The sequence below is a fragment of the Microcoleus sp. Pol14D4 genome (genome assembly GCF_036701245.1).
GTDB lineage: Bacteria > Cyanobacteriota > Cyanobacteriia > Cyanobacteriales > Microcoleaceae > Microcoleus.
In genome coordinates this window covers 1-24,469 of record NZ_JAUBQM010000093.1, presented here as the reverse complement: position 1 = coordinate 24,469, position 24,469 = coordinate 1, and the positions used below count along the sequence as shown (strand labels likewise).

The 24,469-nt window shown below is 45.9% G+C and carries 26 protein-coding genes; 17 read left to right on the top strand and 9 right to left on the bottom strand.

Features of this window, described 5'->3' with window-relative positions:
* Positions 1 to 130: 130 nt before the first annotated feature.
* Together QUA33_RS24405 and hpsJ-B are read right to left on the bottom strand one after the other, a co-directional pair.
* Positions 131 to 1,048 (bottom strand): glycosyltransferase family 2 protein, encoded by a 918-nt coding sequence (locus QUA33_RS24405; protein WP_333096499.1) that lies wholly within the window; start codon positions 1,046 to 1,048, stop codon positions 131 to 133.
* A gap of 86 nt (positions 1,049 to 1,134) precedes the next feature.
* Positions 1,135 to 1,965: a hormogonium polysaccharide biosynthesis protein HpsJ gene (hpsJ-B, locus tag QUA33_RS24400; protein WP_333151893.1), complete on the bottom strand. Its 831-nt coding sequence runs from the start codon at positions 1,963 to 1,965 to the stop codon at positions 1,135 to 1,137.
* Between the two features lie 795 nt (positions 1,966 to 2,760).
* On the opposite strand from hpsJ-B, the gene rfaE2 reads away from it, so the two are divergent.
* The 8 genes from rfaE2 to QUA33_RS24360 all read left to right on the top strand — a co-directional run bounded on the left by rfaE2 (position 2,761) and on the right by QUA33_RS24360 (position 10,221).
* A complete protein-coding gene (rfaE2, locus tag QUA33_RS24395) occupies positions 2,761 to 3,255 on the top strand; it encodes a D-glycero-beta-D-manno-heptose 1-phosphate adenylyltransferase (RefSeq protein ID WP_445243279.1) in 495 nt (164 codons plus the stop codon).
* Positions 3,256 to 3,397: 142 nt separating this feature from the next.
* Positions 3,398 to 4,267 carry an STAS domain-containing protein gene (locus QUA33_RS24390; protein WP_333151889.1) on the top strand — a complete coding sequence of 290 codons (870 nt, stop codon included), beginning with the start codon at positions 3,398 to 3,400 and terminating at the stop codon, positions 4,265 to 4,267.
* 55 nt (positions 4,268 to 4,322) lie between these two features.
* A complete protein-coding gene (locus QUA33_RS24385; protein ID WP_333151887.1) occupies positions 4,323 to 4,727 on the top strand; it encodes an STAS domain-containing protein in 405 nt (134 codons plus the stop codon).
* Between the two features lie 237 nt (positions 4,728 to 4,964).
* The gene (locus QUA33_RS24380) at positions 4,965 to 5,363 is read left to right on the top strand and encodes an anti-sigma regulatory factor (protein WP_333108114.1); all 399 of its coding nucleotides are present in this window, start codon (positions 4,965 to 4,967) and stop codon (positions 5,361 to 5,363) included.
* Positions 5,364 to 5,573: 210 nt separating this feature from the next.
* Positions 5,574 to 6,593 carry an ATP-binding SpoIIE family protein phosphatase gene (locus tag QUA33_RS24375; protein WP_333151884.1) on the top strand — a complete coding sequence of 340 codons (1,020 nt, stop codon included), beginning with the start codon at positions 5,574 to 5,576 and terminating at the stop codon, positions 6,591 to 6,593.
* Positions 6,590 to 8,152 (top strand): ATP-binding protein, encoded by a 1,563-nt coding sequence (locus QUA33_RS24370; RefSeq protein ID WP_333151882.1) that lies wholly within the window; start codon positions 6,590 to 6,592, stop codon positions 8,150 to 8,152. Before QUA33_RS24375 ends, QUA33_RS24370 begins: the two co-directional genes overlap by 4 nt.
* On the top strand, positions 8,146 to 8,397 hold the full coding sequence (locus QUA33_RS24365; RefSeq protein WP_333151880.1) for a hypothetical protein: 252 nt from the start codon (positions 8,146 to 8,148) through the stop codon (positions 8,395 to 8,397). Before QUA33_RS24370 ends, QUA33_RS24365 begins: the two co-directional genes overlap by 7 nt.
* A gap of 351 nt (positions 8,398 to 8,748) precedes the next feature.
* On the top strand, positions 8,749 to 10,221 hold the full coding sequence (locus QUA33_RS24360; protein ID WP_333151878.1) for an MBOAT family protein: 1,473 nt from the start codon (positions 8,749 to 8,751) through the stop codon (positions 10,219 to 10,221).
* A 293-nt stretch (positions 10,222 to 10,514) separates the two neighbouring features.
* On the opposite strand, the gene QUA33_RS24355 is transcribed toward QUA33_RS24360, so the two are convergent.
* Positions 10,515 to 11,339 carry a sulfurtransferase gene (locus QUA33_RS24355; RefSeq protein ID WP_333151876.1) on the bottom strand — a complete coding sequence of 275 codons (825 nt, stop codon included), beginning with the start codon at positions 11,337 to 11,339 and terminating at the stop codon, positions 10,515 to 10,517.
* Positions 11,340 to 11,364: 25 nt separating this feature from the next.
* A complete protein-coding gene (locus QUA33_RS24350; RefSeq protein ID WP_333151874.1) occupies positions 11,365 to 12,369 on the bottom strand; it encodes a hypothetical protein in 1,005 nt (334 codons plus the stop codon).
* Between the two features lie 478 nt (positions 12,370 to 12,847).
* Here QUA33_RS24350 and glmU point away from each other — a divergent pair, with 478 nt between their 5' ends.
* Positions 12,848 to 14,236, top strand: coding sequence for a bifunctional UDP-N-acetylglucosamine diphosphorylase/glucosamine-1-phosphate N-acetyltransferase GlmU (gene glmU / locus QUA33_RS24345; RefSeq protein ID WP_333151872.1), 1,389 nt, complete (start codon positions 12,848 to 12,850; stop codon positions 14,234 to 14,236).
* A gap of 180 nt (positions 14,237 to 14,416) precedes the next feature.
* Here glmU and QUA33_RS24340 read toward each other — a convergent pair whose 3' ends face one another.
* The 3 genes from QUA33_RS24340 to QUA33_RS24330 form a co-directional block, all read right to left on the bottom strand.
* Positions 14,417 to 15,160: a hypothetical protein gene (locus QUA33_RS24340; protein WP_333151870.1), complete on the bottom strand. Its 744-nt coding sequence runs from the start codon at positions 15,158 to 15,160 to the stop codon at positions 14,417 to 14,419.
* A 519-nt stretch (positions 15,161 to 15,679) separates the two neighbouring features.
* A complete protein-coding gene (locus tag QUA33_RS24335; RefSeq protein ID WP_333151869.1) occupies positions 15,680 to 15,904 on the bottom strand; it encodes a hypothetical protein in 225 nt (74 codons plus the stop codon).
* A 290-nt stretch (positions 15,905 to 16,194) separates the two neighbouring features.
* Positions 16,195 to 16,812 (bottom strand): hypothetical protein, encoded by a 618-nt coding sequence (locus QUA33_RS24330; RefSeq protein WP_333151867.1) that lies wholly within the window; start codon positions 16,810 to 16,812, stop codon positions 16,195 to 16,197.
* Between the two features lie 187 nt (positions 16,813 to 16,999).
* On the opposite strand from QUA33_RS24330, the gene QUA33_RS24325 reads away from it, so the two are divergent.
* The 3 genes from QUA33_RS24325 (at position 17,000) to QUA33_RS24315 (ending at position 18,518) form a co-directional block, all read left to right on the top strand.
* On the top strand, positions 17,000 to 17,623 hold the full coding sequence (locus tag QUA33_RS24325) for a hypothetical protein (protein WP_333151865.1): 624 nt from the start codon (positions 17,000 to 17,002) through the stop codon (positions 17,621 to 17,623).
* Positions 17,595 to 18,251 (top strand): hypothetical protein, encoded by a 657-nt coding sequence (locus tag QUA33_RS24320; protein WP_333151895.1) that lies wholly within the window; start codon positions 17,595 to 17,597, stop codon positions 18,249 to 18,251. The genes QUA33_RS24325 and QUA33_RS24320 overlap by 29 nt, the downstream gene beginning before the upstream one ends.
* 114 nt (positions 18,252 to 18,365) lie before the next feature.
* The gene (locus QUA33_RS24315) at positions 18,366 to 18,518 is read left to right on the top strand and encodes a hypothetical protein (RefSeq protein WP_333151862.1); all 153 of its coding nucleotides are present in this window, start codon (positions 18,366 to 18,368) and stop codon (positions 18,516 to 18,518) included.
* 188 nt (positions 18,519 to 18,706) lie between these two features.
* Here QUA33_RS24315 and QUA33_RS24310 read toward each other — a convergent pair whose 3' ends face one another.
* Positions 18,707 to 19,642, bottom strand: coding sequence for an isoaspartyl peptidase/L-asparaginase (locus QUA33_RS24310; RefSeq protein WP_333151860.1), 936 nt, complete (start codon positions 19,640 to 19,642; stop codon positions 18,707 to 18,709).
* 72 nt (positions 19,643 to 19,714) lie between these two features.
* Positions 19,715 to 19,870: a DUF2256 domain-containing protein gene (locus tag QUA33_RS24305; RefSeq protein WP_006631540.1), complete on the bottom strand. Its 156-nt coding sequence runs from the start codon at positions 19,868 to 19,870 to the stop codon at positions 19,715 to 19,717.
* A gap of 86 nt (positions 19,871 to 19,956) precedes the next feature.
* On the opposite strand from QUA33_RS24305, the gene QUA33_RS24300 reads away from it, so the two are divergent.
* The 5 genes from QUA33_RS24300 (at position 19,957) to QUA33_RS24280 (ending at position 24,241) form a co-directional block, all read left to right on the top strand.
* The gene (locus QUA33_RS24300; protein WP_333151858.1) at positions 19,957 to 20,991 is read left to right on the top strand and encodes an RNA methyltransferase; all 1,035 of its coding nucleotides are present in this window, start codon (positions 19,957 to 19,959) and stop codon (positions 20,989 to 20,991) included.
* A 262-nt stretch (positions 20,992 to 21,253) separates the two neighbouring features.
* Positions 21,254 to 22,879, top strand: coding sequence for a serine hydrolase (locus QUA33_RS24295; RefSeq protein WP_333151856.1), 1,626 nt, complete (start codon positions 21,254 to 21,256; stop codon positions 22,877 to 22,879).
* 65 nt (positions 22,880 to 22,944) lie between these two features.
* A complete protein-coding gene (locus QUA33_RS24290; RefSeq protein WP_333151854.1) occupies positions 22,945 to 23,340 on the top strand; it encodes a hypothetical protein in 396 nt (131 codons plus the stop codon).
* A complete protein-coding gene (locus QUA33_RS24285; RefSeq protein WP_333151852.1) occupies positions 23,337 to 23,810 on the top strand; it encodes a hypothetical protein in 474 nt (157 codons plus the stop codon). The genes QUA33_RS24290 and QUA33_RS24285 overlap by 4 nt, the downstream gene beginning before the upstream one ends.
* Complete coding sequence (locus tag QUA33_RS24280; RefSeq protein ID WP_333151850.1) at positions 23,807 to 24,241, top strand: HNH endonuclease signature motif containing protein; 435 nt, start codon at positions 23,807 to 23,809, stop codon at positions 24,239 to 24,241. Before QUA33_RS24285 ends, QUA33_RS24280 begins: the two co-directional genes overlap by 4 nt.
* The last annotated feature ends 228 nt before the right edge of the window (positions 24,242 to 24,469 follow it).

Here is a 24,469-nt window from a genome sequence, read left to right as displayed (position 1 = left end):
TCTGCTGCCTATCTTTTTTTACCACAAGTTGGCTCAATCCTTACTAACTATGGGTTTGGGGCGGGTCGTCACCCCCCAGGTATTAATTACCAATGCCAATTTTTAATGCCCAATTTTTAATTCTCTATTTTTAATTTCGAGTATCGGAAGCCCCAAGATTATAAGAAACTTTCGACGGTTCAACAGTTACTACTTCCGAAATAGATTGTTCGGCTGCTACCTCTAAAGTTGGCAGTGGTAGATGTTTCATTTCCCACACTTTCAACAAAATTAGATATTCATAAAAAGCTTGCAGCGTGCACCAAGCCAATCCCGCTTGGCCGTCAAGAAATCCGCCCAGTAAAATATACATATAGAAAAAGCGCACCACAGGCCGCAAAGGCAACCGCAAAGAAAAATCTTTCAAAGCGCGGCGCCTTTCCACCTCCGACGCGCCAAACAATAAATCCCACCAATTTACTTGACCAGCTTCTAATTGACGGAGAGTTTCAGCAGCCTCGTCAGTCGAGTAGCGGTTGTGCTTTTCAATCCAGCGGGAAAGACCTTTGCTGCAAGTATAGTGAGGGTAAGTTTCCTTCAAAAAGTGAGTAGGCCCGTTGCAGACTTCCCGTTCCGTGTGACCGTAGTCAGTAAACCACACTCGGTCTTTGCGAAAGAGACGCATTTGATAGCGGGGATATTGAGTGCTGCGGCGAATCCAGCGCTCCATAAATATTACTTTTTCAGCTACGTAATAGCCGATATATTCTTGACTTTCGATCGCCCTTAAGCATTCAGCAAACAGTGCAGGTGTCATCCGCTCGTCAGCTTCGAGGATGTAAACCCATTCGTACTTGCACGGGACTTCTTGGAGCATCCAAGTCCGCTGGCGTCCGTGAGTTTCAAAGCGGTGCTGCACTGTTTGCACGGCATAGTTCTGAACAATCTCAAGGGTGCGATCGGTGCTGAAAGAATCAACTACAATGATATCGTCACAAAGCAGTGCCGATTCAATGCAAGCGGCGATATCAATCTCTTCGTTGTAAGTCAGAATATAAATTGAGAACATTCCCAGCTTTCAGTAAGGGCAAACTATTGGGTAAACAAACTATTTCTCAGGGATGTCTCGACCAGCGCAATCCCTGCCAGCGCCGGTCAATTTTTGCGGCGGCCGAACCGCAGAATTCCCATACTTCTCAATCCCGTCCAACCAACAGTAATGTAGCCGATCGCTAGCAGCAAACTGGTGATTCCCGTCTGCAAACTCGAATTTCTCGATCGAGTTCTTAACTCTTTCTCTTTTTGTTGCTTGCGGGTGCGAATCTCGTTACGAGCTTGAGTCGGAAGTGCTTGAGCTTGCTGTTCCAGGAACTTGTCAACGGCTTTCGGGTCAGTTTTCGACTCCTCAAGCACAGCTTTCAATTCCTTGGGAACCTCTGGACTCTTGAGTGCTTGTTGCAGCTTCCCGTTGTCTTCCAGCAGCGCCCCTATCTGGGTGCGACGCTGGCTTTTGAGCTGTTCTACCTGAGCTTTAAATTGAGGGCTTTTAAGTTGTGCCTCAAGTTGACCTTCCGCTTGTCCGGCTTCTTGATCGACTTGAGCCAGAGCATCCTTGAGTTCCAAACGAGTATTGTTGAGGTGAACGGGAACCAGAGATAGGTAAACTAGACCTAACAAGCTGGAAATCAACAGCGCCCAGAATCGCAAGTCCAGCCAAACATTGCGTCGCTCAAGAGAGACTCCACTGCTGCTGTCCACCCAAAAGCCAGTCATCAGCAGGGCGATACCCATCAAAGGAATAATGCCCCTGTCAACTATCTGAATTGCTGCGGCAAGCTGCCAGCCTCGATTGAGAAAGTCCGAAGTTTCTCCCGGCAGCAACAGAACAATGCACTGAAGCAAAGCAGAGAGAATCAAGATAATCCCGACTACTTTTAGAGTTCGAGCAGCTACTGAAGAAAATTGACGGCTATTACTTGCTTTCATAATTCGTGTTAGATAATTCTACACCGTTAGATTCAAGGGGGTAGTTGAGTGGATTTTGTTGAACGAGTTTAGCTATTTTCCACCAAAATAGCTGCTTCGGGTACCGAACTCGACTTTCCTCTGGGTTTTCACAGGCTGCGGTTGCGAGCCAAAAGGTCGAGTTTCTGCACAGCTATAGAGAGTTGGACACAGGAGGCTGTGCGCTTCTGGGTTGGCCGTAAAGCTTCGTCCAGATTGCGCCCAGAAACGGCAGCAAGCAACTGCTGGCTTCTTCTATAGTCTGACGAATCCAGCGTAAAGATAAGTTCTGCACGCTTGGGTTCTAGCTTTTAACTAGCTTTCGCTCGCGCGGGGGTGTCAGAAATAAGAGACACAGGAGGAGCGCGTTTCGTTGGGTTTCACCCCCTAGGGCTCTCACTCCCCGATCGCCTGCCCGATGCGGTGGAACTCTCATCCCTTGTCTTATAGTAATTGATATAAGAGAGGGCGGGAATAAATAATTGTTTACCAACCTTTTTAACCTCCAATTACCAACAGCAGGATATGGCAGTTACCGATAGGCGACTACCGGTTTTTTACTGGGAATTATGTTTTCTAAATTTGCTTCGTTTTCGGTAATATTTACTTATGTAATAGGGCTAAAAAATTACGATCCACTAATTAAAGTTTAGTCACAGATAACTATTAATTAGTGGAAGATTGATTGATGAATTTTTAAATAACGAAACTGCAAAGGATCACATTTTTTGGTAGGATAATTTTGAGCGCTGTTCAAATTGGGTGGTAATGACTGCAATGATTTCTGATGTTTATACGTTGAGAGAACTTGAAAGATTGATCGCATCCGATCCGGACAAGTGGCGTCCGATCGTGTTTACTAACGGCTGCTTCGATATCCTGCACTGCGGTCACGTCCGCTATTTGCAGGCGGCAAAAAATTTGGGGCGATCGCTCGTGGTGGGATTGAATAGCGACGCCAGCGTGCAAGCTATCAAACCGCAGCAGCCGGGATTGCCACCCCGCCCGATCGTACCGGAAAATCAGCGAGCCGAAGTGTTAGCCGCTCTCAAACCAGTAGACGCCGTAGTAATTTTTTCCGAGATTACAGCAACTAAACTGATAAATATCCTGAAGCCTGATATATACGTTAAAGGAGGCGACTATCAAGTCGAAACTCTGCCGGAAGCACCGGCCGTTATCGCCGGAGGTGGCAAGATTTCCTTGATCGAAATAGAAGTTCCGAGTTCTACCAGTGCGATCGTCAAACGCATTTTACAATTAGGTACTTAACCCTCGATCGCAAACAGCAAACAGTGAGCTAAACTCAGAAGTTGCCCCATCAAAAAACACGCTTTGTACGCGCATACAAAGCTATCCCGTAGGGAATCGCTCGTACAACTTCATCCCAATTGCTAAGCAGGAGATAATTTTAATGGAACTCACAAGCAATAACACGATCGCGGAAATCATACAAAGACACAAAGCAGAGTTACTAGCAGACTGGCTCAAAGAACTGCAAAATACCGGGCTGCGGCGGGACGACTTGATGAGAGCCAAAGAACTGCGCTCCGAGTGTCAAGAGTTCCTGCAATTGCTCCACATTGCAGTCGGGCACGGTAACTTTAGCGACATCCAGACACCCGAATGGGAAAATATGCGGGTGCTGCTAGCAGAAGTTTCGCGATCGCGCGTTCAGAGAGGCTTTACTCCCTCAGAGATAGCGAGTTTCATTTTATGCTTCAAAAAGCCATTGTTTGATCGGCTTTGTCACGAACTGACAGAAAACCGCGACGCACTTGTCGAACAACTTTGGCTTTCCACCAGTTTATTAGACCAGCTTGGCCTTTGGGTGACAGAAATTTTTCTCAAAGCTCGCGAAGAAGTCATCGAACGCCAGCAGCAAGAAATGCTCGAATTGTCAACACCCGTAGTCAAACTTTGGCAAGGCATTCTCGCTTTACCAATGATCGGGACTCTCGACAGTGCCCGCACTCAAATAGTAATGGAAACTCTGTTGCAAGAAATCATGGAAACTGGCTCAGAATTTGCGATTTTAGACATTACAGGCGTGCCGACTGTTGACACTTTAGTTGCTCAACATTTATTAAAAACTGTAGCCGCCGCCCGTTTAATGGGTACTGAGTGCATCATCAGTGGCATTCGCCCGCAAATAGCTCAAACCATAGTTCACTTGGGAGTTGACTTGCAGGATATTCTCACAAAAGCTACTTTAGCAGATGCTTTTAAAGTTGCGTTGCAGCGCCAAGGTTTAACTATAAAAAATCTTCAAGAGGAAAAATAAACATATTACAGCCTGAGATGAACACTCAAGTAAAACTCAACAAGTAGGTGAATTTGTGGAACGAATACCGATTCTTCAAATGGGAGAATTTTTGCTAGTAACAATTCAAGTAGATATGCACGATCGCTTAGCAATGACCCTGCAAGATGACCTGACAAACCGCATCGTCAAAACAGGCGTGAAAGGTGTTTTAATAGAAATCTCTTCCCTCGAAATAGTAGATTCTTTTATCGGTCGCATTATAAATAATATCGCTAGTATGTCGCGAATTTTAGATGCGGAAACAGTTGTGGTCGGGATGCAGCCAGCGGTTGCTATTACGCTCGTTGAGTTGGGGCTGTCCCTGACAGGAGTTCGCACGGCTTTAAGCGTTGAAAAGGGCATGATTTTGTTGCGAAAATCCTTGGGTTTTTCTCCTAACGAGAATGCGCGAGCAGTTGATAAATTGTCCCCTGACTGAGGCACAGGCAGTCATGAAACCTAGTTTGTTTGTAGATACCTTGTTGAGAAACTGAAGATTTCTTAGGAGAGGGCTTACGCACTCAAGGGGGTTAAATCAAGGGTTTGAGATTCCTGCACTATCTTCTCTTTTGAGAGAAAATCGTAGTAAGTGCGTAAGTCCTATTAGGAGAAACTAAGTTGATGATCGTAAGTCCTATATTTTGGGGAGAAGTTATATTTTGGTACAGTAGCCGCCATGTCAAAACGTGAGACACTAGAAATCCGATCGTCATCCGATATAGTCCACGTCCGACAGCAAGTGCGAACTTGGGCTGTAGCAATGGGATTCGGTTTGCTAGACCAAACAAAAATCGTTACCGCAGCCAGCGAACTCGCCCGCAATACTGTAGAGTACGGCAAAGGGGGAACTGTAACTCTCGAAACGCTCCAATTAGGAACCCGCAAAGGGCTGAGGCTGATATTTGAAGACAAGGGCCCGGGAATTCCAGACATCGAATTAGCAATGACCGACGGTTATACTTCTAATCACGGTTTGGGTTTGGGGCTCAGTGGTTCCAAGCGGTTGATGCACGAATTTGAGATTGTTTCCAAAGTGGGTAAGGGGACTAAAATTGCGATCGTCCGCTGGCGGTGAGGAAGTAATACGATTTGAGAGTTGAGATTTTAAATTACAGCATTGGGATTGACTGAGGACGATCGGGGTTTGGAGCTTGCGTATAGTTGTATTATTTTTTAAATTGGTATAAAGAGTAACCAGCAAAGCCAAGAAGTGATTCTTGGAATCCCACACCATACCCGGAGAGGGTTGGCGTATGGAGGATTTCATTATGAGAACTGATAAAAAATGATAGATGCCGTAGCCTTGCCCGTAACAGAAGAAAGTCAAGTCGGAGAAGCGCGGCGAATCGCAGTCGCCCTGGCGGCCGAAGTCGAATTTAATGATACCGATCGCGGTAAAGTGGCAATTGTTACCACCGAAGCAGCAAAAAACGTGGTCAAGCACGCCCGCGAAGGAGAACTTTTGCTGCGAACATCAAAAACAGCGGCAGGATATAGCATTGAAATAGTAGCGCTAGACCGGGGCCAAGGAATGGCAAATGTCGCGCTGTGTATGCGGGACGGTTTTTCTACAGCGGGAAGCCCTGGAACAGGACTGGGGGCAATTAAACGCCTCTCTACTTTTTTTGATATTCATTCTGTACCAAAACTGGGGACAGCCTTATTAGCGCGGCTGGAACCGACCCAAAATAGCCGGGAAGCCTTCCAAAACAGCAATTACTTGGAATTTGGGGTCATCCACTTGCCGAAAGTAGGAGAGCAAATTTGCGGCGATTCCTGGGCGGCGGAAAATCACCTTGACAAAAACCTGATTTTAGTTGCTGACGGGCTCGGATACGGGGATTTGGCGGAGGAAGCGTCTCGCGAAGCAGTGCGCGTATTTCAAGAAAACGCCAAACTCGGGCCGAAAGCAATTTTAGAGAAGGCGCACGCTGCTTTAAAAAATACCAGAGGAGCGGCTGCGGCGATCGCCCAAATCGATCGTACCCAACAAACAGTTTGTTTTGCCGGAATTGGCAACATCAGCGGTGTAGTGGTCACAGATAACCAAAGCCGCACCATGGTTTCCTACAATGGCACAGTTGGACATATGATGCGAAAAGTAGCAGAATTTGTTTATCCTTGGTCGCAGCAGTCCCTACTCATCATGCACTCCGACGGTTTGGCGGCGCAGTGGAATTTAAACCGCTACCCGGGTTTAGCCTCCAGACATCCTGCTTTAATCGCAGCCGTGCTCTACCGGGACTTCAAACGCACTCGCGATGACATGACAGTTATAGTAGCCAAGGTGAGAGAAGCAGCGTGAGTTACCCAATCCTGACGACGGAAGTCCGTTTTGAACAAGACATCGTACAAGTACGGCAAAGAGCTCGCCAAATTGCTAAAGGGCTGGGATTCGATTCCCAAGTACAAACCCGCATCGCCACAGCAGTTTCCGAAATTGCCCGCAATGCTTTCAAATATGCAGGCGGTGGCAAAGTAGAATTCATTGTGGAAGGGGAATCGCCCCAAATTTTTCGGACTCGGATTTCCGACACGGGGCCGGGAATTGCTGATTTAGCGGCTGTGTTAAGCCCCAATTTTCGGTCGCAAACCGGCGCGGGACTTGGTTTAGCAGCAGCGAAACGGTTGATGGACGAAGTGAAAATCGACTCGGCGCCCGATCGCGGAACGGCTGTACAATTAATTAAACAGTTTTCCAAAAATATGCCGGCGCTAAGTGCGATCGAACTAAATCAATTAGTTGACAAACTAGCGCGCCAAATTCCCGAAGATCCCTATGCCGAAATTCAGCAGCAAAATCAAGAATTACTACGCACTTTAGACGAACTCCGCCAGCGTCAAGAAGAACTCGTACAATTAAATCAACAACTAGAAGATACCAATCGCGGAGTCCTGGCACTTTACGCTGAATTGAACGATAAGGCCGAATCTCTCCGGCGCGCCAGCGAACTCAAAACCAGCTTTCTCTCCAATATGAGCCACGAGTTTCGCACTCCGCTAACGGCAATTATGAGCCTTTCCGAAATCTTGTTAAATCGCCTCGACGGAGAACTTTCAGCCGAACAGGACAAGCAAGTAAATTACATTTACAAATCCGCCGAGTCTCTCGCAGAACTTGTCAACGACTCGTTAGATTTAGCCAAAGTCGAAGCCGGAAAACTAACTGTTCGCTTGGCTGATTTTGCAGTCGAAGATTTGTTCAGCGCCCTGCGAGGAATGATGCGCCCCCTGCTTCCCCCAAACTCTGCCGTTTCTCTAATTTTTGAAGATCCTCTCGAACTTCCAATCCTCACCACCGACGAGGGAAAAGTTTCTCAGATTTTGCGAAATCTGATTTCTAATGCCCTCAAATTTACCGAAGCAGGTGAAGTTCGAGTTGCTGCGGAAATAGGAGATGAGGGAACAGTTACTTTTTCAGTGGCAGATACGGGCATTGGCATTTCTCCACGCGACCAAAGGCGGATTTTTGAAGAATTTGTCCAAATAGAAAATCCCTTGCAGAATGGCGTCAGAGGCACGGGATTGGGATTGTCTCTGTGCAAAAAACTGGCGGAATTTCTGGGGGGAAGCATTGAAATCACAAGTTCACCCGGAGTGGGTTCGACTTTTTTTGTCACACTGCCGATTCTGTATCCTGGAGAGGAAGAAAACCCTTTGGAAATGTCCGCTGCTAAGGGAGATGAAATATCGCCCAAAAGCGCACATTCTCGTCGTAGCTTGCGGGGCTCCGGGCGATCGCCAGCGGCGGATTCAGCAGCAAAAGTTTTGATTGGGGAGGATGAAGAGAGTTTTTCGGTATTTGCGGAAAAACTTGCTGGCAGAAATTCATTGTACTGCGATATAGGTCGCCAACGGTGCTGAACGTTTGGGTGCGGCTGCTCTTTGAGCAACCGCAAGCAATTTTTATCGACATTATGATACCGGATCTGACGGAGTTTGAGGTTTGGGAAGGGTTGAAATGCGATCGAACTACTTGTCAAATACCTGCTATCGTGATGAATTCAAAACATTTTGGGTTACATCACTTTTTTGCTGTGCGGGATGCTAGGCCTGCACGGGGAAAAATATTATTCCGATGCGAAGAGAAACGATATCAGGAATTGTAGCTTTTGAGGACTGAAGTCCGATGCTGCGAACCTAATTATATTTTTTTCACTGAATTTTATATGATTCGTAAGAGAGTTAATTTATAGCAAGCAAGATTTATTTAATTTGCAACAGCATTTAACCTTTGTGCTGTAAAATGTAGCAGTTCTCAGTAGCCGACTATATAGTAGGGACTTACCGAGGGCCTATTTTCGTGTGGGCGATCGGCTAAAATCCATGATAAATCTCGTTCTTAGCAAAGTTTCGATTAATAAAAATAATGCAACAGTAGGCCCGTAATCCAAACCCATACAAAATAAGCCATTCCCAAATCTAAAATCTAAAATCTAAAATCTAAAATCTAAAATGGTATGACTTTCATCTCCCTTCAATATGCCCTGTTTCTGTTAGTTTTGTTCGCGGCTTACTGGTTGGTTCCGCTGCGGTGGTGGCGGCTGTTTATCATGTTGGCGGGTAGTTTAATTTTTTACGCTTCGCTGCAAATTTGGTACATTCCTCTGCTGTTAGTCGGTGCTTTGTTTAATTACTGCTTGGCGATGGCAATTGGGGAACCTCTGGATTGGCGGATTGCTAATGAATCTTGGAACCGCCGCCGTTTGTTACTGCTGTGGATAGGAATCTCGCTGAATGTGTTGCTGCTTCTGGGCTTTAAGTATGTGCCTTTTCTATTAAGTTCGATCGGCACTTTGTTCAATTGGCCTTTAGCTATCGACGGAGCTGACTGGGTGAAAAGTCACGTCATCGCACCCCTGGGATTAAGTTTCTTTTGCTTTGAGTGCATTGCTTATTTGATTGACGTGTACCGAGGCGCGCCTGCTGCTACTTCGCTGCTGCACTTTGCTGCTTACAAGTTGTTTTTTCCAAAACTGATTTCCGGCCCGATTACTCGGTATCACAACTTGATATATCAACTGAAAACCCAGCAATTTCCGACCCCCGATCGCATTTCTGAGGGACTTTGGACGATCGCCTTTGGTGCAGTAAAAAAAGGTCTTTTCGCAGATAACTTGGGAATTTATGTCGATTTAAGCTTTACCAACTTGCAGCGGGCGGGTAGCGAGGATTTGTGGCTGGCGATTTTTGCTTACGGGCTGCAACTTTATCTCGATTTTAGTGGCTATGTTGACATGGCGCGCGGTACTGCTTTGCTACTGGGTTGGTATTTGCCGCCAAATTTTGATTTTCCTTATTTTAGTGCCAGCATAGCTGATTTTTGGCGGCGCTGGCACATGACTTTAGGTGATTGGCTACGCAATTATTTGTATTTTCCTTTGGGTGGTTCGCGAGTCGGTTTGTGGCGCACTTGTCTGAATTTGTCCCTGGTCATGTTAATTGCGGGAATGTGGCACGGGGCAGCTTGGGGATTTATTGTGTGGGGGGGTTTGCACGGTTTAGCTTTGGCGGTTCACAGGCTGACTGATGTAGTGTTTAAGCGGTTGCGGATCGAGTTTTTGTGGGAAAATCCGATCGGGATTGCGATCGGTTGGCTGTTGACTCAGGCGATGGTTTTTGGTAGTTGGATATTTTTCCGTCTTCCAGATTTAAAGGATTCTGGATGGGCGATTTCGCATTTGTGGGGACACACTGCTGACGTGCAGTTTGCTGAGAAAGTTTATGGCGAAGCTTTGGGTTTGGAAAGAGTGCATTTAACTTGGATGTTGGCGGCTTTGGCTGCGGCGATGCTGGGGAATTATGCGTTGAGTCGGGGTTTGAAATTGGAGTTAAATTGGCCGCTGAAATTGGTGTTAGTGCCGCTTTGTTTGTATGCGGTTTGGGTGTTGGCTCCCGAAGGGGGTTTGCCTTATATTTATTTTGATTTTTAGGGCATTATAGCAGAAGGAAGTTCGGCAACGGATTCTGTAACGGATGTAACGGATGTCATGAAGAAGGAAGTTTGGCAACGGATGTAACGGATGTAACGGATGTCATGAAGAAGGAAGAAGCAATAAAATCAATCGTTTCAGCCATTAACAACGTCCTAACCGTCTTCGCTGTTGCTATATTTGATTTTCCTTTTATTCCCTGTAAGGTGGGCCGAAGTGATTCCCCGCTTTGGTGCGCGGCGCCCACCCTAGAAATCACAGTCAACAGTCAACAATCATCTCGATCCTGCATCCTACAACTGATAAGAACACCAGTCACTCCAGCTACCGACATAAAGTTTAGCATCGGGAATTCCAGCGATTTCTAAAGACAGTAAATTAACGCAAGCCGTCACCCCGGAACCGCAATAAACAATAATTTCTTCGGCTTTTTCTAATTCTGTCCACCGCTGTTTTTGTTCGGATGCCGATCGCACTTTTCCAGTTTCATCCGTCACCCCTTGCCACGGATAGTTAACCGCACCCGGAATGTGACCTGCAATGGGGTCGATCGGCTCCCGCAAACCTTGATATCTCTCACTTTCTCGCGAATCAACCAAAACCTTTCCGGGTAAGTCTTTACGCTCTTTTACCGCCTCAATATCTACCGCCAAATCCGGCTGCAAGTGAGGAACTAATTTACCCTCACGGGGTTCTGGCAAAATATTTGTTACCGGATAGCCCGCCGCTTTCCATGCGCTGAAACCGCCGTCTAACAAAGCCACTTTGCTGTGTCCCATATACCGCAGCAGCCACCACAAACGAGCCGCAAAAGCTAGCCGTGAATCGTCATAAGCTACGACTAAAGTTTCTTGTGAATTAATACCGATCGCGCTCAACTTCTCAGCTAATTCTTCAATATTTGGCAGTGGATGTCTACCGCCGTGTTTGCCCACTGAACTCGCGAGATCGCGGTTTAAATCTAAATAGAAAGCTCCCGGAATGTGACTTTCTTGATATTGTTGTTGTCCCAATTCAGGGTCTGCCAGGGAAAACCGACAGTCAATGATTACAACTTGCGGATTGTCGGTATTGGCGGCTAACCATTCAGGAGAAACGATTAAAGTGTTGTCAGTCATAATTATTCAAATCTATATTTTAACATTATCTAGAAGGAGATTTTTTCTCTGGTTCTGCTTTTTGGTCGGAAGGAGATTTCTTAGAATTTGCTTTCTCTGAAGCTCTATTTTCAGAATTGGATTTTTTAGGAGTTGCTTTTTCCGAAGTTTCTTTGGGCGAATTGGATTTTTTAGGAGTTGCTTTTTCCGAAGGTAATTTTTCGGCTGGTGCGGGAGTTGGAGTTGGCAGAGGAGGAGTTACTGCTGCTTCTTGAGCGTAAAGTAGATATTTCTGATACTCGATCACTTTTGCTTGAGCTAGTTGATGGTTGGGGCTAGAGACTGGTACTCTTCTCATTAATGAAACCGCTTCTTGCCAGCTATCGGTAACTGTAGTCCAATCTTCCTTGGTTTTTGCCGATCGCCCTAATTCTGCTGCTTTGAGTGCGCTGTTAACCGCTTCTCGAAAAGTATCTGGTGCAGTTGCTAAATTTGCTGTTTCATCGGGATTATTCCCCGCAGTTGCTGCTGGCTGGTTCACAATTTTACCGACAAACGCCACCACGGCGATCGCCAACATACCCGTTACTAGCCCAACTACAATGAAAGTCGATCGCAGCCGATTCTCAAATGCAGCAAGTTCCGGCGATTTTTCCTCCTCAAAATTGTTCTCCATCTCTGTGCGATCGTCCATATTAGCAACCGCAGTATTTGGTAAAGCTTCTCCTGCAAAGCTCTGTGCTTCAAAAGTGCTATTCTCCAAACTAAACTCTTGACTCCAAGCAGCAGCAATCTGACCGCTTTCTCGGCCCTCAACCTTCACTTTGCGAATCGAATCCGGCTGCAAATTCGTCAGCTCGGTGCGAACAAAATCAACTAATGTATCTTCTATGGGTACCTGCTCGGCCTCAAGAATTACATCCAAACAATCGCCGTCGAGATTTGCCGAGGCTGTGATGCCTTCAGATTGCAACTTGCTGTTTAGCCAAGATGCGATCGCAGTGGCGAGATTTCCCTGCTTGGCAAGTTCCTGAAAATTAAGCTCTGTCATAGCTGGACACCTGATAATGCACAAGGTAGAAGGCAGAAGGAATGAAAAAGTCAGAAATAGTTTTTTAAAGTTGAAAACACCCTAACTGAAATTCAACAAATAGTATAATGTATCGTGGCAAATCCCAGCCCTAAGATGCAAATTATCAGTCTCGCTCCCCCTCCGAGTCCTTGGGAAAAGACTCGCAGTCCTTACTCCCAAACGAACTCAGGTTTGTAATGAGGAATGCAAGCCGTCTTGCTCAGCCGCCAAATACTGCTGCTGCAACCAGGTTTTTGATACCGGGCGCGCCAGTCCAGATATTGCAAGCATCGCCCCTACAACCAGCATCCGGCTGGAAAAATCCTCGATCGCGCGGATGCGAGATAGGAAATTTTAGATGAAAAATTTGTGCGATCGCAGTGCCATCGGTCGGCAGCGAGTGATATCATCAGTTAGTCAATATTCAAGTTTTTATAGCAAATAACTCGATCGCACAATGGTAGCAATAGCAATTTTAGCGGCTGGACGCGGCACGCGCATGAAATCTGACTTACCCAAAGTTCTACACGAATTGGGCGGTCGATCGCTAGTTGAGCGAGTCCTGCAAAGTTGTCAAGAAATTCAAATTACCAGGCGACTTGTCATCGTCGGTTATCGAGGCGAACTCGTTAAAGAATCCCTGATTCGAGGTCAAGAAATATCAGGGGAAAATCTTCAATCTCCTCCCCTAGAATTTGTAGAACAAACCGAACAATTGGGCACCGGTCATGCCATCCAACAATTGCTGCCTCACTTAGAAGGATTTCAAGGAGACTTGCTGGTCTTAAATGGGGATGTACCTTTGCTGAGGGCAGAAACTATCAAACAATTGATAGCAATTCACAAACAGCACCAAAACTCTGCTACTTTATTGACAGCTAATTTGCCAAATCCCCAAGGATATGGTCGAGTATTTACTGATAGTCAAAACTTAGTCCAGCAAATTGTCGAAGACCGCGACTGCACACAAGCTCAAAAGCAAAATCACCGCATTAATGCAGGTGTTTACTGCTTTCATTGGCCGGATTTAGAGAAAATTTTGCCAGAATTGAAGGCAGATAATGACCAAAAAGAATATTACCTAACTGATACGGTAAATTTCCTCAATCCGGTAATGGCGCTGGATGTGGAAGATTATCAAGAAATATTGGGAATTAACGATCGCAAACATTTAGCCACAGCTTGCGATATTTTGCAAACGCGGATAAAGGACAAGTGGATGACGGCGGGAGTGACGCTGCTCGATCCCAACAGCATTACGATCGACGATACCGTAGAGTTGCAGCCGGATGTGGTAATTGAACCGCAAACTCACTTGCGAGGAAACACTTGGATCGCCTCTGGGAGTCGCATCGGCCCCGGCAGTTTGATCGAAAACAGTCAAATTGCAGAAAATGTGACTGTGCTTTATTCGGTGGTTTCTGACAGTATAGTTGCTGAAAATTCGCGAATTGGCCCTTACGCACACTTGCGGGGACACGCAGAAATTGGGGCGAACTGTCGCGTCGGCAATTTTGTAGAATTGAAAAATACTCAAATAGGCGATCGAACTAATGTTGCTCACTTGTCTTATCTAGGCGACGCGACTTTGGGAGAAAAAGTCAACATCGGTGCTGGGACAATCACGGCGAATTATGACGGAAAAAACAAGCACAAAACTCAAATAGGCGATCGGAGTAAAACTGGTTCTAACACCGTGCTGGTTGCACCGATAACTTTGGGAGAAGATGTTACTGTAGCTGCGGGTTCTGTGGTGACAGAAGATGTGCCGAAGGATTGTTTAGTAATTGCGCGTTCCCGGCAAGTTGTCAAACCAGGCTGGAAGTTGAAAGAACCTAAAAAGTGAACGGTTGTTCACTTTTTAGATGATGAGTTTCCACCCACGAGTTTCGCACTAAATACCAAATAAACCGGGTTTTTATAACGGAAGCGATGGCACTGTAGAAGAGATTTTGGTGAAAAACCCGGTTTCTGCGTAAGTCGGCAAACTTGAGAAATCGGGTTGATCGCGATCGGCTATTTTTTTTTATTTTTGCTGGTGCAGATAGTTGTTAATCGCTTTAGCGATTTCTACTTGCTCGTAGGGGCTCATAGTGTTGGGCAGGGATATGCGAGATCCTCCACAAACTAACAGTCTGACTTCATACCAAGTGTCATTTTGCCTATCTTTGGTTCGATCTACTTCCACGCCATAAATCTCGCACAGAGAGTATTCCATTACTTTACGTGCCAACAAACCCCGCTGTTTAACAGTCAAGGTGTTTAAATTTCCATCGAAGCTGTAGGTTTCATTATTTCTCAAAACGATCACTGCGGCTGCTGCGAGCAAAAATATGCCTCCTGTCCATCCCAACCAGCGATCTTCTTGACTTAAACGCAGCAATCGATCTTTGGCATTTTTAACATAAAAATTGATGTCCGAAGCAACAGCGTCTTGGGTTCCCCAATTAGTGGAGTTAGGAGTGAAAGGAACATTGCCCACAGAAGTTAAAAGTACAACTCTGGTTTTATAGCCGCATCTTTGAACTTTAGCTCCCTGCAAAGAAGCAAGTTCAATTTCTTGGATTTTTGAACCCAGTAAATTCGATCGCACAATCTGGCAACTGCCTTGTTTTGCCTGCAATCGCTGGCAGCTCAGAGTTGCTTTATGATAATCAAAAGCCAGCCCGAACAGTCCAAAAGCCATGAATAAACAACTAGGAAACCAAAAATCAAATATGCTTTGAGTCTGAATTATTAATTCACTTGCCGTTTGCTTGATTATTTTCATTTACCTGGCCCTTAAATTCCAAAAATGATGTTACAGATCGCCTTACTAACCCGATCGGTCGAATTGTTAACTTATATATTATTTGAAGTCGTCTTCTGCCCTGACCCCTTTTATTTTGGTAATAGGTTAGCACTAAAACTTCTAACCGACAACAAATCTCGCGAATTTACCTGCTGGGTTTAAGATAGCTTTATATGATTTAAAATAGATGAATCTTAAAAATATATTAATTATGTGATCGCGAATAAAAAGTTAGCTTCGCAATCTGTAGGAAAGTAATCACCCAGGTGAGTACAGGTTTACATTTTGTTACATTGTCAAGTTTATTTACACCTGCTTAATTATCGTTAGTTATTAATTTGGGCTTCCCCACAGGATACCTACGATTTACGGCCTTGCAAAGCAAATACATTGCTAAGGGTGCGATTATCGCTAATCGAGATATATAGCAAGTCTATTTGAGTCGTGAATGTAGAACAACCTGAAACGTTTGTGATGATTGAATCCATTGTTTACAAATCAAATGGTTTTGCTATAGCTGCGAATCAAATCAGCAATTTTGTGTTGTTCTGTTAGTGAATAGCTTCTTAAACAGATGATATCGCCCCCGAACATCCACAAATAAACATAATAGCTACGATTTCCATCGCTATCTCCCACTTCCTCTAATTCCACCGCAGAAATCTCGTGCGTTGAGCATTCGGTAACATCATTAAACCATACACCCCGTCGTTTAATAGTCATTTTGCTAAAAGTTTTATTAAAAATGTATGTTTCATCTATCGCGCCGTCCAACAAGGACAGCGAAAACAACAGAAATATACCTCCCCATATCCAATTTGATGCTAAAATAATCTGCAATCATCCAATGATGATGAAGGAATAAATTAATAACAAGCTATCAAAAACTCGCAGGTTTAATTATTAGTTTACTTGCTGTTTGTTTGAGAATTTTCATGAGTTTAATTGTTGAGTTTAAAAACAATGTAAATTACTTATCTATCCGCTGTAGGCAACTTTTAATGCACGGATTATTATTTGACATTGCTTTGGACGATCGCACTTTTGGTGTTATAAACAGCCTTGACAGCATAAGGATCGCCCGGACGTACCTGTAAAGCTCTGTTAAAATTGATTAAAGCGGTTTGATAGTCTCCCTGCCCGTAGTAGATATAGCCGAGTTTCATCGATTGTTTGAAGCGATCTTTTTGAGCAACAGGAGCAGAATTAGGCTCACCAACAGGTGCTGCGGCAACAGGAAATGACTCGAAAGCAGGAGATAACTCTTGATAGGGTGATGGAGAAGTGTTGAAATCAAAAGGAAAAGAAGAGGGCGATTGCTCGTTAGCCGCCTGCTTTACATTAGGCCCAGAGTCAGAGATTTTTACAAAATTTTTGCCATAAAATACTGAAGCAGTAATTCCTCCCAATACAAACATTAGCAATCCCGCACATTGAAGTAAGAATGTTTTTCTAATTTTTTTATTGCTCCAATTTTTGATATAAAAAACCAATGAAGCCAAGGGGACAAGCCAGTAAAGCACTCCGCAAATAGTTTCCTCTCCAAAAGCTTGAACTAATCCCCAAAAATAGCCAAAAAGACTTAAAACTAAACCTAGGATGAAAAATAAAGCGATCGCAATTCCAGGCATTTTCTATTTCTCCGATTGATGTATAGTTATTTGGCCAACAGTAAAAGAGCAGATTTTCTACCTGAAACTCATTACCCTGTTGGCCGTGTTAAAAATAGATTAGCGGTGACAACAGTTCGATCGCGCACAGCGAATGTTAGGATTTTGGTTAGGAATTTGACTAGGAACTCGATCGCGACTGCCACAAATGATACCCTCTACCCTCGATCGACCAGAAGAACCATTTGCACGGGCAAGCAACCGCTGGGAAATCCAAAAGCTTTACACCGACTTGGCAAATGCCAAACAAGAATTCGCCCCCCACACTAGAAGAGGGCTGACACCCGTAGAAAAGCGGCATCTCTGTGGCTTGTTGTGCGGCTACAGCCCAGCGGAAATCGCGGTTTTTCTGAACAAACAAATCAAAGGTGTCGAAGTTGACTTGTCAAAAACTTTCTACAGATACATAGAATTATTGACAAATCGACCCCGAAACGATCTCAAACATTGGAGAGATGCGATCGACTGGCTGGAAATAGCCGGATATAAAACGCAGCCAACAACCTCAACCGGCGCTATCTTAAAAGCCACTCTTCACCATTCAGACAGGATTTTGTCTGCGGGTATCAGTCCCGACGGACAATTACTGGCAACGGGATCTGACGACAGTACAGTGAAAATTTGGAGTTTGCACAGCGGGGAACTGCGGCAGACAATTTTCGGACATTCAACAGCCGTGTTGCTAGTTGCTTTCAGTCCCGCCAGCAAAACGCTGCTGACGCGCGCGCGGGCACAGTCAAACTCTGGAACCTGCAAAATGCCGAACTGCTGAAGCGTTTGGCAGACGTGCACCGCCACGAATCTGTCGCCGTCAGCCCCGACTGGCAAATTTTGGCGTCGGCACCACCCGCGGCACAATCCAGCTTCTGCACCTCAACAGCGGCCAACTGCTGCAAGTTTTGGAAGGCTATCAAGGGGATGACATAAGTGCGATCGCCCTCAGTCCCAACGGCACAATGTTAGTAGCCAGCGGCCTCAATGCAGCCAGCAGTTTCTGTCGCGCCACAGTCACGTTGTGGGAATTGCCCGGAGGCGAAGTGAGACGAACATTTGGCAGCGAAAATTATGTAGCGATTTCTTCCGATAGCCAAATTCTTGTCAATCATGGTGGCCAAACTATCAAACTGTGGAATTTGCAAACAGGCGAATTATTGCATTCGCTGCATACAGAAATTCGCATCACTTCCGCCGCCGCAATTAGCCCCGATGGGAAATACTTTGCCGTGGGGTGTTTTGACGGTACTGTTAGACTTTGGAATCTTCGCGGCGAATTGCTGCACACTTTAGATGGACATTCTAGCCCTGTTTCTGCGGTAGCGATCGGGCTTTTGGGCGAAACTATCGTCACCGGTGGCGAGAATGGTACTGTTAAACTTTGGCAACTGCGGATTGAAGATTAAAGAGTTAAATGGTGATGGTTAAATTATTAGAATATAATTGATTTAAGGTTTTTTAGAGGGGAGAAAACAATGTAACTGCCAGAAGAAAGAAATCTTGCATTGAAGCAGAAGCGTGTGGCAGAACTCAAACAAAAAATTGCTAGCGGCACTAAGCAAATTGATCGGGTAAAAGTAACTGATAGTGAATTAATTTTTACCAGCTTGCAGAAAAAAAATGCTCAATTTATGAGTCTAAGGAATGAGGATATGGCATTGCCCTTTCCCTAGCTCAAAACAATCAATTTTCCTCGCTTTTTATGTAAGCATCGCCCGATTAATTGTAGGGGAAAGGCTACCGTGTCCTGAGTGTGGTTAATATCAATCTGATGCCACTGGATTTGATATAAAGCTAACCCATCTAGTTCCCCGACTTCTTGGAAAAGTCGGGTATCGGAATCATTCATTAAGAAGCCTTTTTAAGCAATAAAAATCAGCGTTCCCTTGCTCATTTCCAAAGTATCGCCCATTTCCATACCATTGTGAAAAGCACCCAAAATAACCTCGCTAGTTTTGCCGAAAGCGATCGCCCCGCTAGCATCAATTCCAATTGCCCCAAAATCCCGTTGACGTTCGTCAGCTTCAGTAAAAGAACGCTCAAAAGCAGCTTTCAAACTCAAACCATCCGTTACCCGAATCACAATTCGCGCAGCCAAACACTCGTCCATAATGTGCTCGCCAATTCCCGTACAGCTTACCGCGGCACTTTGGGCCGCGTAATTTCCCGCCGGCATTGCCGAGTCGCTAACCCGGCCAATGCGCTCAAAACCCTTGCCGCCAGTCGAAGTCCCAGCGGCCAAGCGTCCATGCACATCCAAAGCGACGACTCCGATCGTACCCATACCGGCCGGTTCGGCAACCACGTCAGCCATTGCTTTACTAAAATTGCCTTGGCGTTCCTGCATCCACTCGTGCAAACGCAAATCCGTCATCGGATCGTAAATCGGCAATTGAAGTTCTCGCAGCAATTCCGCCGAACCAAAATCCGAGAGAACTCGATCGTCCGAATGCTGCAAAAATTGAGCAAGTTCGATCGGATGTTGAACCCGAGAAACATTAATCGCCCCGCTGAAACGCTGCATCAAACCGTCCATCAGCGAAGCACTCATCCGAATTTGACCGTCCGACTGCACTACAGAACCAGTACCGGCATTGAATCGCGGGTCATCTTCCAACAATTGGCAACCCCGCACCACTGCATCTACGGCACTTGCACCGTCTTTCAGCAGCGGATAAACTTCGTCCAAAACATCGTAAAGCGATTTTCGCACCGCCTCAATTCCGCCTTTACTGTGTAGAGAACTGCCGGCACCGCCGTGAATAACTAGCTTTGGTTGCACTTGTTGCGATGCCATAATTTATAACCTAATAACCTAAAATTTTTCCTTTGCAATCTTAGCTTCGATCGAGCAACTTGCCCTAACTTCTTAATCTTGAGCCGCCAAACGGCGGCGGCGACAACGTTCGGAGCAGTATTTGACCTCATCCCAGCAGTCGGCCCATTTTTTGCGCCACGTAAAAGGTCGATCGCAGACTGGGCACATTTTTGTCGGTAAATCAGATTTCGATCGTTGCTTGGCCATGCTAACTTTGACATTACATTACTGATTAAATTTTAATCAAAACAAACAACACAACCAATTTCTGCCTAACACCTCCCCAAATAAAAATGCTCGAAACGGCCGACGCCAACATCCGAATCGTCTTAGTCGAACCTGCCGGCCCATTGAATGTCGGTTCTGTTGCCCGTGTCATGAAAAATATGGGTTTGCACCAATTAGTTTTGGTAAATCCTCAATGCGATCATTTAGGGGAAGAAGCCCGACTGATGGCAGTTCGCGCCGCCGACATATTGGAAACTACCAAAGTAGTCGAGAGTTTGCCCGCTGCTTTGGTTGGGTGTGTCAGAGCGATCGCAACTACAGGGGATGATTGTCGATCGTTGCCAACACAACTAGAAGAACCCGCAGATGCCTTGCCTTGGCTCCTTGAAGCCCCCAGCGCCCTAATTTTCGGTCGAGAAGACTGCGGCTTGACCAATGCCGAATTAAACCGCGCTCAGCGCCTGATCCGCATTCCCAGCAGCAATGCCTACACTTCCCTAAATCTCGCCCAAGCCGTCGCTATCTGCTGTTACGAACTATACCGGGAAGAAGGAAGAAGGAAGAGGGAAGAGGGAAGTTCGGCAACGGATTCTGTAACGGATATAACGGATAGAAGGAAGAACGAAGAGGGAAGACGGAAGAGGGAAGACGGAAGAGGGAAGGGGGAAGAAGGAAGAGGGAAGGAAGAAGAAGATGCCTCGTTCCCAGGCTCAGCCAGGGAACGCATATCCAGAGGCTCTGCCTCTTCAATACCCGATGCCACAGATAATTTATCAACTCGTTACCAAGAACAACTTGCAACCAGCCAGACACAAAATCCCTCAATTCCCCTCGCCAGTGCTCCCTTGGAAAATTTAGAGGGATATTACCAGCAACTAGAAACTTTGCTGTTAAAAATAGGATATTTGCAGCAGCACACAGCAGCAAGCCGGATGGAAAAATTTCGGCGTTTGTACAATAGAGCCTATCCGACAATTGATGAAGTCGCCATGCTGCGGGGTGTCCTCCGCCAAACAGAATGGGCAATCAAAACTTACCCACGAGAGACAAATTCTGATACTCTGGATGGGGCGTTGCCGGAAAATCCAACGGATAGCTAGGAGAAATGCAGATAATTGGGGATATGAGATTGAGGATTTTTTGCACAGAGAACTTTCCTGCACCCACTTGTCACCTTCATAACCGGGTTTCTTGACTAAAAACCTAAGCTTTGGGATAATTTGCGAGCAATAAACCCTGTTGCTGATACCATGCAGCGTCTGGGGCAAATCTAAAATCTAAAATCTACAATCTAAAATTGATTGGCTGGCAAGCTGAAAAATCTTAAACTTGAACTTTACATTAGTGATGAAGGAGTAAGACGTGGCAGAGCGGTTTCCCAAAGGATCGATATTATCGGTGATATCCTCGTCGATATCCTCTCCCAACTCCGGCTCAAAGCAGCCTAAGTCCGGCAAAGCAAGTCAGTCTGGCAAATCGGGTCGCCGCCGCCCTCCGCAACCGCAAAACGGCAATTCAGAAATTCGATCGCCCGAACCTGCGACTTTGCCACTGCAACAGGGCCGCGGCAGCAGAATTGGAGCCAATTCTCCCACATCTTCGGAAGAATTTGCTACACAAGACTTTTTATCCGATCCCCGATCGGCAATTAACCCCAGAAAACCCAGAACCAGCAAAACTCCGCAGTCGAAGACTCGCAAACCAGCGAAAAAAGGTCTCGCTGCTGTCGATATGTTCGAGTTTCCGGACCCGACTCTGGAGCGGGAAAATGTAAGTTCGATCGCCAGCAATCCCAACAGCCAGCTCCCCACAGCCACTCCCCCTACAACCCGTGGAAGTCGTCCCAGTTCGCCCCCAGTTCGCATTCAAGACACGGTAATCCCCGCAGATGCCAAAAAACCCCCCGTGCCTAAACCCCGCCCAGAAGCGAGTCAGAGACCGGGTAAACGCTCTGCACCTCGGAGCGTACCGCCGTTGGTGTATGCTACTCGCTTGCTGATTTTGGGAGTTGGCATAGCGGTGATTTGCGGTACGCTGCTGTCGGTGGTAAATGCTGTGAGTCGAGCATCCACTGTAGCGACAGAAGAACAAACCAGCACAGGGCAGAACAACCCAGGCGATAGCGCATCTGCGGCACCCGCAACCCCTGAAGTGCTGCAACTGAATCAAGAATTAGGAGCTTTGAAAACGCAAGTTCAGGTTTTAGCTACAGAAAATCCTAGTTTGACAGCCGGAATATTTCTAGTTGATTTAGATACTGGAAGCTACCTAAACTTTAATGGGGATACTGCTTTTGCTTCAGCTAGCACAATTAAACTGCCAATTTTAGTAGCTTTTTTTCAAGCAGTAGATGAGGGGAAAGTGCAGTTAGATCAGATGCTGACGCTGAAGCCAGAACACATTGTCGGCGGTTCTGGGGAGATGCAAGACGACTCCCCTGGTAAAAAGTATTCGGCTTTGGAAGTTGCCCAAAAGATGATTGTTGTCAGCGACAATACGGCGACAAATATGATGATTGAATTGTTGGGAGGTGCTGAGGTTTTGAATCAGCATTTTGCAAATTGGGGTTTGAGTACCACGGTTCTGCGTAATAAATTGCCAGATTTGGAGGGAACTAATACTACCAGTCCGAAGGATTTGATTAATATCATAGCCCAGGTCGATCGGGGTAATTTGGTATCGGTGAAATCGCGCGATCGCATTTTGCAAATCATGCGCCAAACTAAAAACGATTCTTTGCTACCGAAAGGTTTAGGCGAAGGTTCAGTTATTGCTCACAAAACCGGCAACATTGATACAATGCTAGCGGATGCGGGGATGGTGGATTTGCCGAACGGTAAGCGTTATTTGGTGGCGGTGATGGTGAAGCATCCGCCGGAAACGGAGAAGCCAGCTCAAACATTGATTCGGGATATTTCTCGGATGAGTTACCGCTATTTGAACGGTGGAGAAATGCCAGACGATTCACAAGTCAAAATTAAAAATTGAAAATTCAACCGGGTTTTTTCGGGCAAGTGTTGTAGACTTTATCAAACTATAAATCAGTTTGTATTATGAAACTAAACATTCGACTTGCTTGTCTGGTAGCGCTTTCAACTTTAGCTGTTGGAGTCTCCCCCGCCTTGAGCAATCCTGCTCCTGAATATCAGACCGACGGCGTGACAGTGATTAACAATAATATCGAACTCAATCGGGCAAAAAACTTAGCCCGTCAAGCAGCAGAAAGGGCTAATGGGGGTTTAGGCAACTATCGAGCTGAAGCTTCTATGCACGGTACTTCTAAGGAATCGCCGTTTGTTGACAATGGCGATGGAACTTGGACTTTTACTTTTAAGGGTAACAAGCCTGGTTCGTCTGTCTATACTGTAGAAACGGTTGTTACGGTTTCCCAAGATGGGAGGGTGAGAGTCGATTACAACGGGCAAATTCGCCAGTTATCTCCATTGTGAGCAAATGTGCAAATACCCGGCTGTGCAGTTACAATCCCCGATCGGGATTTAAGTTAACGGCATTTTTTCCGTTTGTTACAATCAAGGGAATTCCCATCCTCACATCAGCACTAATGCAAATTATCCTAGAAGTTCCCGAGATCCTTGGCGAAAAACTGCAACAATTGGGCGATCGTCTCCCGGAAGCCCTGGATCGCGCACTTCGGGAGCTTGCCCCCGCAGAAACCATTCCCTACCAAGACGATCGCCAAATCGTCGAACTGCTAGCGAGTCAACCCAGCCCCGAAGAAATCCTCGCAATCCGCCCCACACCTGCGTTGCAAGCCCGCATGAGCCAACTGCTCGATCGCAATAAATCCGGCACTATTTCGGCCAGAGAGGAAGTCGAACTCGATCGCTATTTGCTGTTAGAACATTGGGTCCGTTTAGCCAAAGCTCACGCCTACAAACGCTTACAGACAGAAGCATGAGTTATGTACCAGCCACTCTGCGTCGCGTCGTCACCCAACGCGCCGGAGAGCAATGCGAGTATTGTCGATTTCCCCAAACGGCTTCACTCTTTGCCTTTGAAATGGAACACATCATTGCTGAAAAACATGATGGGGTCACGGAAGCTGAAAACCTAGCCTTATCCTGTCCTTGCTGCAACCGTTTCAAAGGAACTGACCTAGGTTCCATCGACCCTGAGACAGGACAGCTAACTCCCTTTTTTAATCCCCGTCTCCAGGAATGGTCAGACCATTTTCGGCTAGAAGGAGGAGCAATTGTCCCACGGACACCAGAAGGGCGCGTAACCGCTAAAATTCTGCAATTTAACCTCCTAGAACGCATCCTCGAACGCGAGCAACTTATCAGTATTGGGGAATATCCAGCACCCCCCCACAAACCACATAAACAGTAGGTGATTGTATGAAATCAACCCAACGATGCAGATTATAGCAATAATTTAGAGAAGTGCTCTTACAAAACAAATGAATAATTTTAATTGTGAAAAAACCTTATAACTGGAATAGTCTTATAGACTCATTGGGTGATTGTAATTCCCCCTATGCTTAGTAATTGCTCAACTAGGGGAAAAAAGGGAGCCATGAAGAGAGAGGGCTTTTTGAATAGCTTGATAAGCAGTTAA

Coding starts and splice junctions, on each gene's coding strand:
- QUA33_RS24405 (WP_333096499.1), bottom strand. CDS start 1,048: ATGTTCTCAATTTATATTCTGACTTACAACGAAGAGATTGATATCGCC.
- hpsJ-B (WP_333151893.1), bottom strand. CDS start 1,965: ATGAAAGCAAGTAATAGCCGTCAATTTTCTTCAGTAGCTGCTCGAACT.
- rfaE2 (WP_445243279.1), top strand. CDS start 2,761: ATGATTTCTGATGTTTATACGTTGAGAGAACTTGAAAGATTGATCGCA.
- QUA33_RS24390 (WP_333151889.1), top strand. CDS start 3,398: ATGGAACTCACAAGCAATAACACGATCGCGGAAATCATACAAAGACAC.
- QUA33_RS24380 (WP_333108114.1), top strand. CDS start 4,965: ATGTCAAAACGTGAGACACTAGAAATCCGATCGTCATCCGATATAGTC.
- QUA33_RS24375 (WP_333151884.1), top strand. CDS start 5,574: ATGATAGATGCCGTAGCCTTGCCCGTAACAGAAGAAAGTCAAGTCGGA.
- QUA33_RS24360 (WP_333151878.1), top strand. CDS start 8,749: ATGACTTTCATCTCCCTTCAATATGCCCTGTTTCTGTTAGTTTTGTTC.
- QUA33_RS24355 (WP_333151876.1), bottom strand. CDS start 11,339: ATGACTGACAACACTTTAATCGTTTCTCCTGAATGGTTAGCCGCCAAT.
- QUA33_RS24350 (WP_333151874.1), bottom strand. CDS start 12,369: ATGACAGAGCTTAATTTTCAGGAACTTGCCAAGCAGGGAAATCTCGCC.
- glmU (WP_333151872.1), top strand. CDS start 12,848: ATGGTAGCAATAGCAATTTTAGCGGCTGGACGCGGCACGCGCATGAAA.
- QUA33_RS24340 (WP_333151870.1), bottom strand. CDS start 15,160: ATGAAAATAATCAAGCAAACGGCAAGTGAATTAATAATTCAGACTCAA.
- QUA33_RS24335 (WP_333151869.1), bottom strand. CDS start 15,904: ATGACTATTAAACGACGGGGTGTATGGTTTAATGATGTTACCGAATGC.
- QUA33_RS24330 (WP_333151867.1), bottom strand. CDS start 16,812: ATGCCTGGAATTGCGATCGCTTTATTTTTCATCCTAGGTTTAGTTTTA.
- QUA33_RS24325 (WP_333151865.1), top strand. CDS start 17,000: ATGATACCCTCTACCCTCGATCGACCAGAAGAACCATTTGCACGGGCA.
- QUA33_RS24310 (WP_333151860.1), bottom strand. CDS start 19,642: ATGGCATCGCAACAAGTGCAACCAAAGCTAGTTATTCACGGCGGTGCC.
- QUA33_RS24305 (WP_006631540.1), bottom strand. CDS start 19,870: ATGGCCAAGCAACGATCGAAATCTGATTTACCGACAAAAATGTGCCCA.
- QUA33_RS24300 (WP_333151858.1), top strand. CDS start 19,957: ATGCTCGAAACGGCCGACGCCAACATCCGAATCGTCTTAGTCGAACCT.
- QUA33_RS24290 (WP_333151854.1), top strand. CDS start 22,945: ATGAAACTAAACATTCGACTTGCTTGTCTGGTAGCGCTTTCAACTTTA.
- QUA33_RS24280 (WP_333151850.1), top strand. CDS start 23,807: ATGAGTTATGTACCAGCCACTCTGCGTCGCGTCGTCACCCAACGCGCC.